Origin of the sequence: Kitasatospora hibisci (genome assembly GCF_043950205.1) — a bacterium.
Lineage (GTDB): Bacteria > Actinomycetota > Actinomycetes > Streptomycetales > Streptomycetaceae > Kitasatospora > Kitasatospora hibisci.
In genome coordinates this window covers 3,316,792-3,334,536 of sequence record NZ_CP171642.1, presented here as the reverse complement: position 1 = coordinate 3,334,536, position 17,745 = coordinate 3,316,792, and the positions used below count along the sequence as shown (strand labels likewise).

Annotated in this window: 14 protein-coding genes; 7 read left to right on the top strand and 7 right to left on the bottom strand. The window is 72.9% G+C overall.

Annotated features, from left to right (window positions below):
* The first annotated feature begins 133 nt into the window (after positions 1-133).
* Positions 134-1,084, top strand: a complete 951-nt coding sequence (locus ACF9IK_RS14135; protein ID WP_395294559.1) for a LysR substrate-binding domain-containing protein — start codon at positions 134-136, stop codon at positions 1,082-1,084.
* A gap of 142 nt (positions 1,085-1,226) precedes the next feature.
* On the opposite strand, the gene ACF9IK_RS14130 is transcribed toward ACF9IK_RS14135, so the two are convergent.
* Positions 1,227-1,853: a TetR/AcrR family transcriptional regulator gene (locus ACF9IK_RS14130; RefSeq protein WP_395294558.1), complete on the bottom strand. Its 627-nt coding sequence runs from the start codon at positions 1,851-1,853 to the stop codon at positions 1,227-1,229.
* Between the two features lie 155 nt (positions 1,854-2,008).
* On the opposite strand from ACF9IK_RS14130, the gene ACF9IK_RS14125 reads away from it, so the two are divergent.
* Positions 2,009-4,201 (top strand): MMPL family transporter, encoded by a 2,193-nt coding sequence (locus tag ACF9IK_RS14125; RefSeq protein WP_395294557.1) that lies wholly within the window; start codon positions 2,009-2,011, stop codon positions 4,199-4,201.
* A gap of 102 nt (positions 4,202-4,303) precedes the next feature.
* Here ACF9IK_RS14125 and ACF9IK_RS14120 read toward each other — a convergent pair whose 3' ends face one another.
* The 3 genes from ACF9IK_RS14120 to ACF9IK_RS14110 form a co-directional block, all read right to left on the bottom strand.
* Positions 4,304-6,211 carry a SpoIIE family protein phosphatase gene (locus tag ACF9IK_RS14120; protein WP_395294556.1) on the bottom strand — a complete coding sequence of 636 codons (1,908 nt, stop codon included), beginning with the start codon at positions 6,209-6,211 and terminating at the stop codon, positions 4,304-4,306.
* Between the two features lie 56 nt (positions 6,212-6,267).
* Positions 6,268-6,966, bottom strand: coding sequence for a class I SAM-dependent methyltransferase (locus ACF9IK_RS14115; protein ID WP_395298573.1), 699 nt, complete (start codon positions 6,964-6,966; stop codon positions 6,268-6,270).
* Positions 6,967-7,602: 636 nt separating this feature from the next.
* The gene (locus tag ACF9IK_RS14110; protein WP_395294555.1) at positions 7,603-10,554 is read right to left on the bottom strand and encodes an AfsR/SARP family transcriptional regulator; all 2,952 of its coding nucleotides are present in this window, start codon (positions 10,552-10,554) and stop codon (positions 7,603-7,605) included.
* Positions 10,555-10,769: 215 nt separating this feature from the next.
* Here ACF9IK_RS14110 and ACF9IK_RS14105 point away from each other — a divergent pair, with 215 nt between their 5' ends.
* Entirely contained in the window at positions 10,770-11,033 is a 264-nt protein-coding gene (locus ACF9IK_RS14105; RefSeq protein WP_395294554.1) for a hypothetical protein, read from the top strand.
* An 84-nt stretch (positions 11,034-11,117) separates the two neighbouring features.
* Here ACF9IK_RS14105 and ACF9IK_RS14100 read toward each other — a convergent pair whose 3' ends face one another.
* Positions 11,118-11,519 (bottom strand): hypothetical protein, encoded by a 402-nt coding sequence (locus tag ACF9IK_RS14100; RefSeq protein ID WP_395294553.1) that lies wholly within the window; start codon positions 11,517-11,519, stop codon positions 11,118-11,120.
* A 144-nt stretch (positions 11,520-11,663) separates the two neighbouring features.
* Between ACF9IK_RS14100 and ACF9IK_RS14095 the strand changes: the two genes are divergently transcribed.
* A complete protein-coding gene (locus tag ACF9IK_RS14095) occupies positions 11,664-12,422 on the top strand; it encodes a GntR family transcriptional regulator (RefSeq protein ID WP_313765353.1) in 759 nt (252 codons plus the stop codon).
* A gap of 114 nt (positions 12,423-12,536) precedes the next feature.
* Here ACF9IK_RS14095 and ACF9IK_RS14090 read toward each other — a convergent pair whose 3' ends face one another.
* Positions 12,537-14,204 (bottom strand): fumarate hydratase, encoded by a 1,668-nt coding sequence (locus tag ACF9IK_RS14090; protein ID WP_395294552.1) that lies wholly within the window; start codon positions 14,202-14,204, stop codon positions 12,537-12,539.
* Between the two features lie 156 nt (positions 14,205-14,360).
* Between ACF9IK_RS14090 and ACF9IK_RS14085 the strand changes: the two genes are divergently transcribed.
* Complete coding sequence (locus ACF9IK_RS14085) at positions 14,361-15,104, top strand: DUF1707 SHOCT-like domain-containing protein (protein ID WP_395294551.1); 744 nt, start codon at positions 14,361-14,363, stop codon at positions 15,102-15,104.
* 406 nt (positions 15,105-15,510) lie between these two features.
* The gene (locus ACF9IK_RS14080; protein ID WP_395298572.1) at positions 15,511-15,849 is read left to right on the top strand and encodes a WhiB family transcriptional regulator; all 339 of its coding nucleotides are present in this window, start codon (positions 15,511-15,513) and stop codon (positions 15,847-15,849) included.
* A 90-nt stretch (positions 15,850-15,939) separates the two neighbouring features.
* Here ACF9IK_RS14080 and glpX read toward each other — a convergent pair whose 3' ends face one another.
* Positions 15,940-16,980, bottom strand: coding sequence for a class II fructose-bisphosphatase (gene glpX, locus ACF9IK_RS14075; protein WP_313765355.1), 1,041 nt, complete (start codon positions 16,978-16,980; stop codon positions 15,940-15,942).
* 236 nt (positions 16,981-17,216) lie between these two features.
* On the opposite strand from glpX, the gene ACF9IK_RS14070 reads away from it, so the two are divergent.
* On the top strand, positions 17,217-17,732 hold the full coding sequence (locus ACF9IK_RS14070; RefSeq protein ID WP_395294550.1) for a DUF4245 domain-containing protein: 516 nt from the start codon (positions 17,217-17,219) through the stop codon (positions 17,730-17,732).
* Positions 17,733-17,745: the final 13 nt, after the last annotated feature.

Below are 17,745 nucleotides of genomic sequence, written 5' to 3'. Positions count from 1 at the left end.
CGATTCCACATCGTGGACTGATCAGGGAAATAGCTACACTCGATGTGTCTGATCGGAGAGAGCTATCAATACCCCGACTTCCCGGCCCGGCCCCAAGGGGCGCAAGGCGGGCGCCCGCAAACCCGACGGCGCTGTGGCGAGTGCCACATCCCGCGGCACCCGGACGCCCACCGTCGCCCAGCTCCGGGCCTTCGCCGCGGTGGCCCAGCACCGGCACTTCCGGGAGGCCGCGGCCGCGACCGGAACCAGCCAGCCGGCCCTGTCGGGCGCGGTCGCCGCGCTGGAGGAGGCGCTCGGCGCGCAGCTGATCGAGCGTACGACGCGGAGGGTGATCGTGACCCCCCTGGGGGAGCGGGTGGTCGAGCACGCGCACCGGGTGCTCGCCGCACTGCAGGCGCTCACCGAGGAGGTCGAGGCGGCTCGCCGCCCGTTCACCGGCCCGCTGCACCTGGGCGTCATCCCGACCGTGGCGCCGTACCTGCTGCCGACCGTGCTGCGGCTGGTCCGCGACCGCTACCCGGAGCTGGAGCTGCACGTCCACGAGGAGCGGACGCCGTCGCTGCTGGACGGGCTGGCCGCCGGCCGGCTGGACGTCCTGCTGCTCGCGCTGCCGGCCGGCGGCAGCGCACCGACCCGGGACATCCCGCTGTACGACGAGGACTTCGTCCTGGTGACCCCGCCCGAGCACCCGCTGGCCGGCCGGATCGACACCCCGCGCGACGTGCTGCTCGACCTGGACGTGCTGCTGCTGGAGGAGGGCCACTGTCTGCGCGACCAGGCCCTCGACATCTGCCGCGAGGTCGGCGCCGACCCCTCCGGCTCCACCACCCGGGCGGCCGGCCTCTCCACCCTGGTCCAGCTGGTGGCCGGCGGGCTCGGCGTCACGCTGCTGCCCGCCACCGCGCTGGACGTCGAGGCGGGCCGTACCGACCGGCTGGCGGCCGTTCGGTTCGCCTCCCCCGCGCCGGGGCGCCGGATCGGGCTCGCGACCCGCCCGGGCTCGGCCCGCAGCGCCGAGTACGACCGGTTCGCCGCGAGCCTGCGCGAGGTGCTGGCCGAGCTGCCGGTGCGGATCGTCTGCTGATCGGCGGCCCGCGAGCAGTCGGGTGCCTGCTCCTGACGCGTTGAGCCGCTTAGCCGCTTAGCCGCTGAGCCGCTTCGCCGTTGCGCCGCTGGGCATCGTGCCGACCGGAGGCCTTGCGGCCCGCCGGGGGTCGCCCAAGGGTTCAGGACAGCCGGGCGGGTCCGCCCAGACAGAGCCCGACGGTGGTGGCGACGAGAAGGTCCAGGGCCCGGCGCGACTCCTGGTCGGGCTCCTCGTCGGCCGCACGGAGCACCAGGTAGCGGTCGGTCAGGCCCTGGAAACCGGCCAGGAAGTGAACGGCGACGTCGGCCGCGGGCGCCGCCAGCGGCTGCTCGTGCGCGGCGGCGAGCGCGGTCAGCAGCTCGGCCGCGGTCTCCTCGATCTCGTACTGGAGCGCGCGCATGATCTCCTGCAGGTCCGGGTCGCGCATCGCCAGCGCGGAGAACTCGGACATCAGGGCGCACTTGCCGCCCTCGCCGACCGCGCTGTCCCAGAGCGCGTAGACCATCGCGCGGACCTGGTCGCCGAATGCGCCGGCGCCCGGCGCGGCCGCCCGGACCTGGCCGATGAACTCGGCGGTCAGCTGCTCGACCACGGCGCGGTAGAGGTCCTTCTTGGTGCCGAAGGTGTAGTGCACCGTCGCCTGGGCCACTCCGAGTTCGGCCGCGATCGCCCGGGTGCTGCCGGCGGCGACACCCTCGCGGCTCATCAGGTCGATCGCGGCCTGGATCAGCTGGGGGCGCCGTTCGGATGCGGGGACATGGGCCATTGGATCAGCGTATCGCCATGGTCGGACAACCGTGTCTAGTGAACTTGTCGCAAGCTCATGTCGCTCGACTTTGTCATGCGACCAAGTCGAGCGTACGGTGGGTCGCGACCCGTTCAGGCACCCGCCTGCCCGACCGACCTGATCGAAGGTTCTCCATGGCCACGTACCTGTACCGACTCGGCCGGTTCTGCTTCCGCCGAAGGCGCGCCGTGCTCGCCGTCTGGCTCGCCGTCCTGATCGCCGTGGGCGGTGCCGCGGGGGCGTTCGCGGGCAGGACCAGCGACGAGTTCAAGGTCCCGGGCACCGAGGCGCAGGCCACCCTGGACCGGATCAAGGACACCTTCCCCGCCCAGGGCCACGGTTCCGCACAGGTCGTCTTCGCCGCTCCGCAGCCCGGCGGCATCACCGCGCCGGAGACCGCCAAGGCCGTCACCGAGGCGGTCGGCCGGATCGCCGCCGTCCCCGGGGTGGCGGGCGCCCCCGACCCGTACGCCACCAAGGCGATCTCCCCGGACGGCCGGGTCGCCATCGCGCTGGTCTCCTTCGACCGGAAGCTCGGCGACATCACCGACGGGCAGCGCGACGCCGTGCGGGCCGCCGCCGACCCGGCCGGCGAGGCCGGGCTGACGGTGGCCTACGGCGGCGACGCCTACAACCGGATGGCCCAGGTGGACGGCGGCGAGGCGGTCGGCCTGATGGTGGCCGGCGTGGTGCTGGTGATCACCCTGGGCTCGCTGGTCGCCGCCGGGCTCCCGCTGCTGACCGCGCTGGTCGGCATCGGGGTGGCCCTCGCCGGGCTGCTCGCCCTCTCCGGCTCGTTCGAGATCATCAGCACCGCGCCGGTGCTGGCCCTGATGATCGGCCTGGCGGTCGGCATCGACTACGCGCTGTTCATCCTCTCCCGGCACCGCCGCCACCTCGCCGAGGGCCTGGATCCGGAGGAGGCCGCGGCCCGTGCCAACGCGACGGCCGGCAGTGCGGTGGTCTTCGCCGGCCTGACCGTGGTGGTCGCGCTGGCCGGGCTCTCCGTCGCCGGAGTGCCGTTCCTGACCGTGATGGGCCTGGCGGCCTCCGGCGCCGTCGTGGTGGCGGTGCTCGTCGCGATCACCCTGCTCCCCGCGCTGCTCGGATTCGCAGGCCGCGCCATCGACCGCCTTCCGGTCTGGCGGCGCGCGCTGCGGGCCCCGGACCGGACCACCCTGGGCGAGCGCTGGGCGACCTTCGTGGTCCGCCGGCCGGTCGCCGTGCTGCTGGCCGGACTGGCCGCGCTGGGCGCGCTCGCGGTGCCGGCCGTCAGCCTCACCCTCGGCCTGCCCGGCGGCGGCTCGCAGGCCGCCGGAACCGATGCCCGCAAGGCGTACGACCTGGTCAGCGAGGGTTTCGGTCCCGGCTTCAACGCGCCGCTCGTGGTGGTCGTCGACGCCGGCGGCGCGCAGCAGCCGGAGCAGGCGGTGCAGGGCGTGGCGCAGACGTTGTCCACGCTCAAGGGCGTGCAGACGCTGCTGCCGCCGGCCGTGGACGCACCCAGCCGCACCGCCCTGCTCACCGTCATCCCGCACACCGGCCCGGACCACGCCGACACCAGGACGCTGGTCAACGAGATCCGCGACCAGCGCGACGGCATCAGGGCCGCGACCGGCGCCCGGATCGACGTCACCGGTACCACGGCCGCCAACATCGACGTCTCGGCCAAGCTGGGCGACGCGCTGCCGCCGTTCGTCGCGGTGATCGTGGGCATCGCGCTGGTGCTTCTGGCGCTGGCCTTCCGCTCCGTCCTGGTGCCGCTGAAGGCGGTGGCCGGTTTCCTGCTCAGCATCACCGCCTCGCTCGGCGCCGTGGTCGCGGTGTACCAGTGGGGCTGGCTGGACGGCCTGATCGACGTGCCCAAGGTGGGACCGGTGGTGAGCTTCGTGCCGATCCTGCTGATCGGGGTGCTGTTCGGCCTGGCGATGGACTACGAGCTCTTCCTGGTCTCCGGCATGAAGGAGCACCACGTCCACGGCATGGCGCCGCGGGACGCGGTGGTCGCCGGGGTGAGGAACGGTGCGCGGGTGGTCACCGCGGCTGCGCTGATCATGGTCTCGGTCTTCGGCAGCTTCGTCTTCGGCCACGACCCGATCGTCCAGCCGATCGGGTTCGCGCTCGCGGTGGGCGTGCTGGTGGACGCCTTCGTGGTGCGGATGGCGTTGGTGCCGGCGGCGATGGCGCTGTTCGGAAAGGCCGCCTGGTGGTTCCCGAAGGGACTGGAGAAGGTCGTCCCACGGGTCGACATGGAGGGCGAGCAGCTGATGGCGCGGCTGGAGGGCACGGAGGCCGCCGAGCCGGCGAAGGTCCCGGAGCGGGTCTGACACCGGCGGGAGCGAGCAGGCGCACTCGGGCGCGGGCCCCGGCGCCGGGGCCCGCCCGTCGGATCCCAGCCCGTCGGATCCCCGACCGCCGGGGCCCGCCCGTCAGGGGAGGCGCTGCTCGAACCAGACCACCTTGCCGGTGCCCAGCCGGGTGGCGCCCCAGCGCTCCGCGCACCGTGCCACTATCTGCAGCCCGCGCCCGCGTTCGTCGTCCGGCCCGGTGCGGCGCGGGCGGGGCAGCAGCGGGCTGTCGTCCCCGACCTCGCAGCGCAGCCGGGTGGTGCGCACCAGGCTCAGGGTGACCGGACGGGTGGCGTGCTGGACGGCGTTGGTGACCAGCTCGCTGACCATCAGCTCGGTGGCTGCGGTGAGCTCCTCCAGTCCCCAGCGGCGCAGCGTGTGCGCGGCCAGCCGGCGCGCCCGGCCCGGTGTCTCGTTGCGCGGCTGGAGGTACCAGTGGGCGACGTCCCCGGCCGGGATGCCGTCGAAGCAGGCGGCCAGCAGCGCGATGTCGTCGCCCCGGTCTCCGGGCGGCAGGATCCGCAGCGCCTCGTGGCAGAGGTGCTCGGGGGCCCGGAGCTGTGCGCCCGCGAGCCGGGCGCGCAGCAGTTCCAGTCCGTCGCTGATCGGGCGGTTGCGGGTCTCCACCAGGCCGTCGGTGAAGAGCAGCAGCGCGGAGCCGGGCGGGGCGGGGAGCTCGACGGAGTTGAAGTCGACCCCGCCGACGCCGATCGGCGCGCCCGCGTCCAGCTCGAGCAGCTCGGCGCTGCCGTCGGGCCGGACCAGGACGGGCGGCACGTGGCCGGCGTTGGCGAGCACCACCCGGTTGGCGATCGGGTCGTAGACCGCGTAGACGCAGGTGGCCAGGTGCTGTTCCCGGCCGAGGCGCTGGGCCTGCTCGTCCAGGTGGTAGAGGACTTCGTGCGGCGGCAGGTCGAGGGCGGCCAGGGTCTGCGCACTGGTGCGGAGCTGGCCCATGATGGCGGCCGAGGTCAGCGAGTGGCCCATCACGTCCCCGACGATCAGCGCGACCCGGTTCCCGGGCAGCGGCACTGCGTCGTACCAGTCGCCGCCGACCTGGGCCCCGCGCTCGCCGGGCAGGTAGCGCTGGGAGAGCCGGACGCCGTGCGGCTGCGGAAGGCGCAACGGCAGCATGCTGCGCTGGAGTTCGTTCGCAATCTCCCACTCACGGGCGTAGCGCAGGGCGGTGTCGACGGCGAGCCCGGCCTGGGTGGCGAGGTGGGCGGCGGTGGCGGTGTCGGCGGCGTCGAAGGCCGGCCGGCCGGTCTTCCCGGGTGGCCGGCGGATCAGCACCAGCAGGCCGAGGACGGCCTTGCGCCCGCGCAGCGGCAGTGCGAGCACCGAACTGCCGGCGCCGAGCCGGGCCACCCCGCGGGCGCCGTACAGCTCGCGCAGCAGCTCGGTGGACCGCTCGGTGGCGCGCGAGTCCCCCTCGGCGCAGCCGTCCGCCCCGAGGACGGCCGGCTCGGCGGGCCGGCGGCTGAGCAGGGTGTGGGCCAGCGCGCCGCCCCGGGTGACCGGGGTGGCCGGCCCGGTGTCGGCGCTGGAGCGGGCGCCGTAGCGGGGGCCGTACCGGCCGTCGTGGCGGGAGCCGCGCTGCTCGCCCCCGGCGGTGGAGCGGCCCCGGCGGCCGAGCCGGGTGCCCAGGCTGTGGTGGATCCGCAGCTCGTCCGGGAAGCCGGGCTCGCGCTCGACGTTGGGCAGCGGATCGCGCAGGTGGACGACGGCGGCGTCGGCGAGGGTGGGCACGAGGACCCGGCAGATGTTGCGCAGCGTCGCTGCGAGGTCGAGGGCGCTGTTGATCCGGCGGGTGGCGGAGTCGAGGTAGGCGAGCCGTTCGGCGACCCGGTCGTGGGCGCCCCCTGCCGGGCCCGGCTGCGCGGGGAGCGGTGCGGCGGGACCGGACGGGTGGGGTGGCGGGTGCGGGGGGCGGCGTTGCTCCGGGAGGGCAGGCGGCTGTCCGGCCTCGGGGTTGAGCTGGTCGCGCACGGCTGCCTGTCCTGGGGAGTGGTGTGGAGTAGGTGGTCTTCCGGGTTGGTCCGGGCTCAGCCGACGCGTCGACAGCACAGGAACAGTTGCTCCTCCGGCGGCAGCGAGGTGCTGGCCGGAGCGTACGAGTACCCCGACTGCTCCTCGACGGCGAACCCGGACTCCACCAGAACCCGTTCCAGATCCTCCCTCAGATACCCGCTGATGCGAAGCTCCCGTCCGAGGAACGGGAGCGGAACGTGGTCCAGGTCGGCCTCGACCGTGCCGAGCGCCAGCACCCCGCCGGGCCTCAGGAGTTCACGCAGCCGCCCCAGCACGGTGGGGATCTCGTCCTGGGGGAGCAGCATCAGGGAGAAGAAGGCGGTGACGGCGGCGAAGGTGCCCTTCCCGCGCGGGCCCAGGGCGGGGACGTTCCATGCCCGGTCGGCGCGTTCGGTGGCCAGGTCGTACATGTCGATGCGGTGGAGGACGGGGGCGTGCGGTCCGGGATGGCGCGCCGCCCGGGCCAGGGTGAGCATGCCGTCCGAGAGGTCGATCCCGGTGACCCGCATCCCGGCGGCGGTCAGCTGCCCGACGGTCGGGTCGCCGGTGCCGCAGCCGACGTCGAGCACGGCGTCGCCCGGTTCGAGCCGCTCCAGCAGCCGTCGCCCGCAGGCGAGCTGGCCGTCCTTGACCGGGAAGGCCTCGACGTAGCCGGCACCGATGGTGTCGAAGGCGACGGCCTGGAGGGCCCGTTCGGCCCGCCGTCGCAGCACGGGGGGACCGGCGTCGCCGTCCGCGTCTTCGTCGAGGGGGAACGGGTCCGATATCTGTCCGGTCGTCACGATTGAGAGGCACCTTTCCACCCGGGCCTCCGGTCGGCCGGACGAGGCCGGGCCGCCGTCCGCCCGGCGCCCGTGCTGCCCCGCTGCCGGTGGCGGTACGTCACGCTCCCCGCGTCACACTGACTGCACGCTGACACAGTGCACGGAATCTCCGTGCAGGGACACTCTGCACCGTGGGAGCGCCGCCGCGCTGCCCTTTTCCGGATGCTCCGCCCGGAAGGTGCAGTCATGTGTACTGGCATCTGAGAATATGCGTGATCACTCCGCCATGGGGTCCGTTTCCAGCCAACTCGTGACGGTTGGGTGCCTCGGCCCGGGTTGCGGAAGCACATCGGTGCGGGGCGGGGTGGTGCGGCGCCGGTCCGCACGCCGCCCGGCAGCCCGGAAGGCGGCTCTGACCTGCACTTCCGTCGCGGTTCGAGCTGACAATCCGTCGTTTATTGAACGTCAATCGGCCCGGTGCACAGTGGAGTCCAGCGCCGGGGAAGCGTTGAGGGTGCTCCCGCAGCCGGGGGGCTGCGGGAGCACCGAACGCCGGGGGGAGGCTGCCGACCGGGGGACGGCGGCCTACGGCGCAGGGGGAGAGAGGGGCTCGGTGTGCTGCCGGAAGATGAGGTCCGCAACGGGGGAGGCCTCCGGCACACCGAGCCGCGTGAAGATGGCGTGCGCTTCCTGCAGGCAGGCCAGGCCGCGCGCCGGCTGGGCGAGTCCGAGCAGGGCCTCGCCGAGCGCGGCGTTGGCCAGCCCCTGGCAGTAGGCGGAGTCCAGCTCCTGCCCGATGGCCAGCGACTCCTCGGCCGACTCGGCCGCCTCGGCGTGCTGCCCGGCGGAGAGCAGCGAGGAGGAGAGCCGGGCCAGGGTGTAGCCCTGCCAGAGCGGGTTCTGCTGGGACCGGTACAGCTCGTGGGCCTCGCGCAGGTGCGCCACGGCGGCGCCCGAGGAGAGCACCACGCCGAGCTGGTAGAGCGTGTCCGCGAGGCACGGCCCGTTCTTCGACGTACGCGCGGCGGCCACCGCGTCGGTGGCCGACTGGACGGCCGTCTCCGTCATGCCGAGCCGCTGCTGGACGCGGGCGATGTTGCTGATCAGCCGGGCCTCGCCGATCGAAGCCCCGACCACCCGACTGATGGCGAGGGCCTGCTCGAAGAATGCCAGGGCCTCGGCGGGTCTGTTGCCGATGCTGAGGATGATCCCGAGCATGTTGGTGGCGGCCGAACGGAGCACGGTGTCGGCCGTTGCCTGGAATTCGAGGCTCCGGCGCAGGGAGTGCTCCGCGCCCTGGAAATCGCTGGTGAGCCCCTGAAGGGCTCCGATGGCGAAGTGGACGCGGGCGAGCGCTTCGCAGTCGTCGCCGGCGCTCTGGCCCGCGATCTCCAGGACCCGACGGACCCGGGGCCCGTGCGTGGGGTCCGCGCCCAGGCTGTTCAGCAGGATCAGCAGGTCGACCGCCGGGTACCGCAGTTCTCTCGGCCCGTCCGTCGCGGCCTCCACGGCCCCGAGGATCAGGGCGTTCTCGGCACGGAGCCAGTCCCGTGCGGCCTCGCTCGTCGCCAGTGCCAGGCCGGTCGACGCCGGTGGGTTCAGCGGGTCGGGGAACCGGTCGTCCGGCTCGATCGCGCGGGCTGCGTTGTAGACGGTGGCCAACAGGAGGTCGAGCAGGCGCAGCACGGCCAGCCGCTGCTCCTCGGCGTCGCCGGTGCGCTCGTTCTGGCGTTGCGCATAGAGCCGGAGCAGGTCGTGGTACCGGTAGCGGCCCGGCGTGAAGCACTCCAGCATGTTGGCCTCGACCAGGGCCTCGGCGAGGTCCTCGGCGGTGGTCTCGTCCACGCCGAGCAGTGCCGTGGCGGCCGCCAGCGGGACGTCGGGGGAGTCGATCAGCGAGAGCAGCCGAAAGGCGCGCGCCTCGGCCGGGGACAGCTGTCCGTAGCCGAGGCCGATCGTGGTCTCCACCGCGAGGTTGCCGAGCTGGAGCTCGTCCAGCCGGTGCCGTTGATCGGCTAACCGACGGGCCAGGTCCGAGACGCTCCACCGGGGCCGGCTGGCCAGCCGTGCTGCCGCGATGCGGACCGCCAGGGGGAGGAAGCCGCAGGCCGTCACGACCGCCATCGAGGCCTCGGGCTCGGCGGCGACGCGCTGTTCGCCGACGATGGCCGAGAAGAGGGCCAGCGCCTCCTCCGGAGTCAGTTCCTCGACGTCCACCAGGTGCGCACCCGGGATTCCGGCGAGCCGGCCCCGGCTGGTGGCGAGCACGGCGCAGCCGGACACACCCGGAATGAGCGGTCGGATCTGCTCGGCGTCGTGGGCGTTGTCGAGCAGGATCAGCATCCGCCGGCTGGCGAGCAGCGAGCGGTAGAGGGCCGCACGCTGTTCGAGGGAGTCGGGGCTCTCGGTGACGCCGAGAACGTGCAGGAAGTCGCCGAGGACGACCGCCGGGTCGGCCGGAGACGCCCCGGCGCCGCGGAGGTCGACGTACAACTGCCCGTCCGGGAACTCGGCCCGCACCCGATGGGCCACGTGGACGGCGAGCGTGGTCTTCCCGACGCCGCCGATGCCGGCGAGCGAGGTCACCACGACGGCCTGCCCGGTGGCGTTCATCAGGACGGAGGACAGCTCGGCGACCAGCCCCTCCCGTCCGCTGAAGTCGGAGACGTCGGCCGGGAGCTGGGCCGGCGGAGGCGGCGTGACCGGGCTGTCCTCGCGGGCGGGGGCGGCGGGCACGACGGCGGGGGTCAGCGTCGGGTCCGCGGCGAGGATCCGCGCGTGCATGGCCGACAGGCCGGCACCGGGCTCGACGCCGAGCTCGTCGATCAGCAGCTTCCGCGTGTCGGTGTAGACGCCGAGGGCCTCGGCCTGGCGCCCGCAGCGGTAGAGCGCCAGCATCAGCAGTTCGCGCAGTCGCTCGCGCAGCGGGTGTTCGGCGGTGAGCGAGTTCAGCTCGCCGACCACCTCGGCGTGCAGGCCGATGTCGAGGGCGGCGGTGCACCGCTCCTCGGCGACGGCGATCTGGCGCTCGGCCAGGCGGAGCCGCTGCGCCTCGGCGTACGGTCCGGGGACGCCGGTCAGCGGGCGTCCGCTGAAGAGGCCGAGCGCCTGCAGCAGCAGCTCGTGCGCGTCCTGCACCTCGCCGGCCGCCCGGGCCGTGGCGGCCTCGGCGGCCAGCTTCTCGAAGACCGTCACGTCGAGCGCGTCGCGGGGGATGTGGAGGGCGTAGCCGTCGGCCACCGAGACCAGGAGTTCGGCCGGTGCGCGGACCTCGCGCCTGGGCTCGATGACGGAGCGCAGACGGGAGACGTAGGTGCGCAGGGCGGCGATGGCCTGGGCCGGCGGCCGGTCACCCCAGAGGCCGTCGACGAGGTCCTGGGCGGTGACGGGGCGTCCCGCGTGCAGCAGGAGGGTGGTCAGGACGGCCTGCTGCTGGGGTGAGCCGAGCGCGAGGGGCTTGCCGTCGAGCCATGCCTGGACAGGACCGAGTACCTGGAAGCGCAGCGCCGGTGCGGGCGGCGTTTCCCGAAACTCCATGAAGTCCCCCGATGGCCTGTGGTGTCGATTCCGCGAAGGGCGCTCGGCGGTCCGCCGTGTGGTGGCTTCAGCTTAGGCGGAGGGCCGACTCTGCCGGACAACACGGCAAGCCGCACGATGTTTATCGGACATTTAATCAACCCTACGATACTGGCGACGCGCCCGCGCCATGCCGGTGGGGCCGAAGACATTTGATGACCGAAAGGCGGCCGCCCATGGCCAACGACCAGAGCGAGACCCCCGAGCCGACCAGGACGGCCGATGAGGCCGCTGTGGAGGCGGGCGAGGCGGTCGAGGGCGCAGTGGCCGCGTCCTCGGACCCGAGCGAATACACCGAGCCGACCGCTGAGCAGAAGGCGGACCTTGAGGACGACCTGTTCGGCGACGAGTCCGAGCGTGTCGTGGAGCCCGCCACTCCGGCGACCGGCGAGCCGGGCGAGGTCTTCGAGCCGCAGGGCATCATCGCGGCACACCCGTAACATGCGCCACGCCAGTGCCCTGCGCTCCGCGTGACGCGGAGCGCAGGGCACTCGCCATTGCGGCTATCGATAACGGAGGGGGCGTCAGGCCGTTCCGGAATTCCGGATTCGCCGTGAACCCTGCAAGATCCCCCGTAGTGCTTCCCGGGTGGATCTCTGCTTGACGGCTGCAAATGCTGACTTTTCGGGCGAGTGATCCGATTCCTTGCGAAAGCCGCGTTCCGCTGCCGGGGCCGGGGCCCGATCCGGTTCCGCGGCAATGCCGGAGGTCCGGGCCGGCGTTCGGGCCGGGCCCGGAACCTGATCCGGCACCGGCCCGACCCGGCCCGGGAGAGCCGTCCACTCGCGGCCGCCGGACTCGGGGCGCAGGTAATGCTCCCCGCCGATGGTGTCCATGTAGATGCCGGTGCGTCCGGTCCTGCTGTCGAGGACGAGTTCACCCACTCGCGGTCGGTAGGCCGCGGCGTCGCGCTTACGGGTGGTCACCGCAGTGCTCCTTGCTCTGGTACTACCCAGCATCTCTAGAGAAGCTAATATCTCTAGAGATGTCAACGGCCCTGACCGGTTCCATCGGCTTACCGACGGCCGCGGGTGCGCCTACGATTTCCGGGCGAGGACGAGGAGAAGGCGATGGTCGGCAGCAGTGGCGAGAAACAGCCCAAGTACCAGCGGATCGCCGACACCCTGAAGGCGGCCATCGACGCCGGCGAGTACCGCGCCGGTGACCGGCTGCCCGGCGAGAACGACCTCATGGACGAGTACGGCGTGGCCCGGATGACCGCCCGCCAGGCGCTCGGCGTGCTGCAGAGCGAGGGCATCGCCGAGGCGCGCCGGGGCGCCGGGGTCTTCGTCCGGGACTTCCGGCCGCTGCGGCGGCGCGGGATCCAGCGGCTCGCCCAGGGGCAGTGGGGCTCGGGCCGGTCGATATGGTCGGCGGACATCGACCGGCGCAACCTGGTCGTCGACCAGGTGTCGGTCACCGAGCAGGGGGCGCCGGACCACGTGGCCCGGGTGCTCGGCGTCGACCCGGGTGCACCGATGTGCGTCCGGCACCGGCGGTTCGTCCTGGACGGCAAGCCGGTGCTGCTCTCCACCTCGTACCTGCCGGCCGGCCTGGTCGCGGGGACGGCGATCACCCGTGAGGACACCGGGCCCGGCGGCACCTACGCGCGGCTGGCGGAGATCGGTGCGAAGCCGGTCCACTTCCGCGAGGAGGTCCGCTCGCGGATGCCCGGCGCGGAGGAGAGCGCCCGCCTGGGGCTGTCGGCCGGCACGCCGGTCATCCTGATCTGCCGCACGGCCTTCGCGGACGAGGGGCAGGTGGTCGAGCTGAACGAGATGACCCTCGACGCGGCCTCCTACGTCCTGGAGTACGACTTCGACGCCTGAGCCCTGCACGCCCGGGAGACCCGGGAGGCCCGGGAGGCCCCGCCGCAACGCGGGACCGCCCCGGCCGCGGGGTCGCGGCCGGGGCGGTCCGGGGTGCCGGAGGGGCGGGAGCGGCTACTCCTTGGAGCGGACGCGCAGGCTGGTGATCAGCGGGCCCTCGGTGGTCTCGCGGAAGAAGTCGTTGCCCTTGTCGTCGACCACGATGAAGGCCGGGAAGTCCTCGACCTCGATCCGCCAGACGGCCTCCATGCCGAGCTCGGCGTACTCCAGGACCTCGACCTTCTTGATGCAGTCCTGGGCGAGCCGCGCCGCCGGGCCGCCGATGGAGCCGAGGTAGAAGCCGCCGTGCTGGGCGCACGCGTCGGTGACCTGCTTGCTGCGGTTGCCCTTGGCGAGCATGACCATCGAGCCGCCGGCGGCCTGGAACTGGTCGACGTAGGAGTCCATCCGGCCGGCCGTGGTCGGCCCGAAGGAGCCGGAGGCGTAGCCCTCGGGGGTCTTGGCCGGGCCCGCGTAGTAGACCGGGTGGTCCTGGAGGTACTTGGGCATGCCCTCGCCGGCGTCCAGGCGCTCCTTGATCTTGGCGTGCGCGATGTCGCGGGCCACGACCAGCGTGCCGGTCAGCGAGAGGCGGGTCTTCACCGGGTACTTGGAGAGCTCGGCGCGGATGGCGGACATCGGCTGGTCGAGGTCGATGCGCACCACGTCGTCGTCGAGGTGGTCGTCCGTGGTGTCCGGCAGGTACTTGGCCGGGTCGGTCTCCAGCTGCTCCAGGAAGACGCCCTCGGCGGTGATCTTGCCCAGTGCCTGGCGGTCCGCCGAGCAGGAGACGGCCATCGCGACCGGCAGCGAGGCGCCGTGGCGCGGCAGGCGGACCACGCGCACGTCGTGGCAGAAGTACTTGCCGCCGAACTGCGCGCCGATGCCGATCTTCTGGGTCAGCTCGGTGACCTTGGCCTCCAGTTCGAGGTCCCGGAAGCCGTGCCCGGTCTTCGCGTCGCCCTCGGTCGGCAGGTGGTCCAGGTAGTGCGCGGAGGCGTACTTGGCGGTCTTGAGCGCGAACTCCGCGCTGGTGCCGCCGATCACGATCGCCAGGTGGTACGGCGGGCAGGCGGCGGTGCCGAGCGAGCGGATCTTCTGTTCCAGGAACGAGAGCATGCTCGCCTCGTTCAGGATCGCCTTGGTCTCCTGGTACAGGTACGACTTGTTGGCCGAGCCGCCGCCCTTGGCCATGAAGAGGAACTTGTACGCGTCGCCGTCGGTCGCGTACAGCTCGATCTGCGCCGGCAGGTTGTTGCCGGTGTTCTTCTCGTCCCACATGGTCACCGGGGCCATCTGGGAGTAGCGCAGGTTGAGCTTGGTGTAGGCGTCGTAGACGCCGCGCGCGATGGCGGCCTCGTCGCCGCCCCCGGTCAGCACGTTCTGGCCGCGCTTGCCCATGACGATGGCGGTGCCGGTGTCCTGGCACATCGGCAGGATGCCGCCGGCCGAGATGTTGACGTTCTTCAGCAGGTCCAGCGCGACGAAGCGGTCGTTGGGGCTGGCCTCCGGGTCGTCCAGGATGCGGCGCAGCTGGGCGAGGTGGGCGGGGCGCAGGTAGTGCGAGATGTCGTGCATCGCCTCGGCGGTGAGCAGCCGCAGGGCCTCGGGCTCGACCTGGAGGAAGGTGCGGCCGCCGGCCTCGAAGGTGGAGACACCCTCGGAGGTCAGCTTGCGGTACGGGGTCGGGTCGGCGCCCAGGGGGAGCAGGTCGCTGTACTCGAAGTCTGGCGTGGGAGCCATGGGGGAGGTCCTTAGTGTTCCGTGTTCCGGCTGCGTCGGCGAAGCACCCTCAAGGGTAGGACCCGCCGGAGCGCCGTACGCGGACAGGTCCGCCTGCGTGACCGGGCTCACTCGGACATGCGTACGGGGCTTGCCCCGGTGGCTAGTCTTGACCCCGTGGACAACTCGCCGTCGAGGGACGACCAGGGCCAGCCGCCCGTACCGATGACCAAGCCGGAGACGAAGCCGCCGGCTCGCGCCGACCACGCCCCGGTGGCGGAGGCCGAGATGAGGGCCTCCGACGCGGACCGCGAACGCGTGGCCGAGCTCCTGCGGGACGCCTACGCCGAGGGCCGGCTGGACGTCGAGGAGCACGCCGAGCGGATCGAAGCCGCCTACGCCGCCAAGACCTTGGGTGACCTGGTGCCGCTGACCAGGGACCTTCCGGTGCACCGTTCGATCTCCTTCGAGAAGCCCCCGCTGGGCGCTCCGGAGCAGGGCCCGCGTCCGGACGGGCCGGTCCGGCTGCCGGCCCGGCAGGAGGCGCCGACCATGGTCGCGATCTTCGGCGGGGCGTCCCGCAAGGGCCGTTGGCGGGTCGGCTCGCACCTGCGGGCGGTCGCGGCGTTCGGCGGCGTCGAGATCGACCTGACCGACGCCGTCTTCGAGTCGCCCGAGGTGGTCATCGAGGTGATGGCCGTCTTCGGCGGGGTCGAGATCAAGGTGCCGGAGAACGTCAGCCTGCACGGCAGCGGCGTCGGGATCTTCGGCGGCTTCGACGTCAAGGAGCAGACGGCGGCGGACCCTTACGCGCCGGTCGTCCGGGTCAAGGGCGCTGCGGTGTTCGGCGGTTGCGAGGCGAAGCCGCGCAAGGGCAAGAAGCTCAAGGAGTGGGTGCGCAAGCAACTCGGCTCCGAATAGGCCGTCTTGGCCCCGTCCGTAGGGCCGGTGCGGGGCAGAACCGGCAGGTCGACGGCCGGCCGCCGGTGGTGGCCGGGTGCCCGGGTGGGAACAACTCCCGCCCGGGCACTCGCCGTTGCGGCGAGTGCAGGCTGTAGTCGATTGCGTGCAGTGTGCATGAATCGCGGCGCGGCGGGGTAGTTCCTCTCGCACATCGCTTCTTGTACGGCTGCGCACCGGAGGCGGCCTGAGGCCGGCCCGGGGGGTGAAGAGCGGGGGCTCGCAGCCGGGCAGGGGTGCGAGCTTCCCCGTGTCCGAGAGCCTCGTCAGGAGTACGGCCGTGCTGCATCCGATCGAGTCCCGCCCCACCACGCCAGTCGTGTCGCCCGCCAGCTCGCCCGTCGTGTCGCCGGTTGCGACCGCCCGGGTGCTGGAGCACCGGCCAGTGCCGCAGCCGCAGGGCGACGACGACCCCTGGCACACCGGTGCGGCCTGCCGGCGGGACGAGGCGGGGTTGTTCTTCGCGCCCTCCAAGGAGCCGACGGCGGCCCGGCTCTCGCGCGAGGAGCAGGCGAAGCAGGTCTGTGCGCGCTGCCCGGTGCTGCTGGAGTGCCGCGAGCACGCGCTGGCCCAGCCGGAGCCGTACGGCGTCTGGGGCGGGCTGACGGCCGCCGAGCGCAGGGTGGTGCTGGCCCGGCGGCGGCGCCGGGACACCGAGCTGCGCGAGGCGGCCCGGGTGCCGGCCCGCCGGCGGATAGCGGGCTGAGCGCGGCCCGGACGGCGGGAACGCCAGCGGCCTCGGCGGAGGGGGATTCCGCCGAGGCCGCGGGCGTCGTCGACGCGGGTGCGTCCGGGATCAGTTGGCGCGGTCGAAGTCGATCGCGCTGTAGGCCCGCAGCTTGGACAGCTTGTGGGTGGAGTGGATCTCCCGGATGGTGCCGCTCTTGGAGCGCATGACCAGCGAGCTGGTGGTGGCGGTCTCCTGGCGGTAGTGGACGCCGCGCAGCAGCTCGCCGTCGGTGATGCCAGTGGCGACGAAGAACACGTTCTCGCCGCTGACCAGGTCGTTGGTGGTGAGGACGCGGTCCAGGTCGTGGCCGGCGTCGAGGGCCTTCTGGCGCTCGGCGTCGTCCTTCGGCCAGAGCCGGCCCTGGATCACGCCGCCCATGCACTTCATGGCGCAGGCCGCGATGATGCCCTCGGGGGTTCCGCCGACGCCCATCAGCAGGTCGACGCCGGTGCCCTCGCGGGCGGCCATGATGGCGCCGGCCACGTCGCCGTCGGAGATGAACTTGATCCGGGCGCCGGCCTCGCGGATCTCCTGGACCAGGCCCTGGTGGCGCGGCCGGTCGAGGATGACCACGGTGACGTCCTCGACGGCGGAGCCCTTGGCCTTGGCGACCCGGCGGATGTTGACGGCCGGCGGCGCGGTGATGTCGACGAACTCGGCGGCCTCCGGGCCGGCGACGAGCTTGTCCATGTAGAACACCGCGCTGGGGTCGAACATGGTGCCGCGGTCGGCGACGGCCAGCACCGCGACGGCGTTGTTCATGCCCTTGGCGGTGAGCGTGGTCCCGTCGACCGGGTCCACCGCGACGTCGCACTCGGCGCCGGTGCCGTCGCCGACCCGCTCGCCGTTGTAGAGCATCGGCGCCTCGTCCTTCTCGCCCTCGCCGATGACGACGACGCCGTTCATCGAGACGGTGGAGACGAGCGTGCGCATGGCCTTGACGGCGGCGCCGTCGGCGCCGTTCTTGTCGCCGCGGCCGACCCAGCGCCCGGCGGCCATCGCGGCGGCCTCGGTGACCCGGACGAGTTCGAGCGCGAGGTTCCGGTCGGGAGCCTCCGGCGCGACCTCCAGGGCCCGGGGGAGGGTGTGCGGGTACTGCGTGGTCATCGTCGTTACCTCTCTGTACGCGACGGCCAGTGAGCGCCCGACTACTGCCAGGTCGAACGCCGTGGTGAGGGTTCTGCGATCGTATCTGCCCACGACATGACTGTCTGTGGCGCGGGTCGCCGCCCCGGGCCGGAAGCGGTCGGTTTGTCCCTGTTCACCCGTACGAGGGCACCCCGGGTGCCGGTGTCCGAGACCGGATGGGTCACCATGTGGGGGTGGCTGGAGAGAGCAGAGGCATGAGGGGCCGGCAGACGGTACGGGACATGGTCCTGTCGATGCTGGCGGTCGGCGTCGTGGTCTGGATCGGGTACCTGTTCCTGCCGCACGACGCGAGTGGTGACGGGGTCCACACCAAGGAGTACAGGGTGGCCGCGGCTTCCGCGAAGCGTGCCGCGCCGTACCCGCTGCTCTCCCCGGACGGGCTGTCCGACCGGTGGCGGGCCACCTCGGTGAGCTACGAGCCCGCCTCGCTGGGCAAGGGCAAGGGCAACGCCTGGCACCTGGGCTTCGTGACCCCGTCCGGCCAGTACGCGGCCCTCGAACAGAGCGACCTCGACCGCGACGCGTTGCTCTCCTCGGTCGTGGCCGGCGCCAAGCCGGACGGCACGGCCGACGTGGCCGGGACGGCCTGGGAGCGGCTGCAGGGAACCAAGGACCGCGCGCTGACCATCCGGAGCGGAACCGCCACCACCGTGCTCGCCGGCACCGCCTCGTACGAGGAGCTGGCCGAGCTGGCGCAGGCGCTGAAGTAGTCCCGCGCGCCGG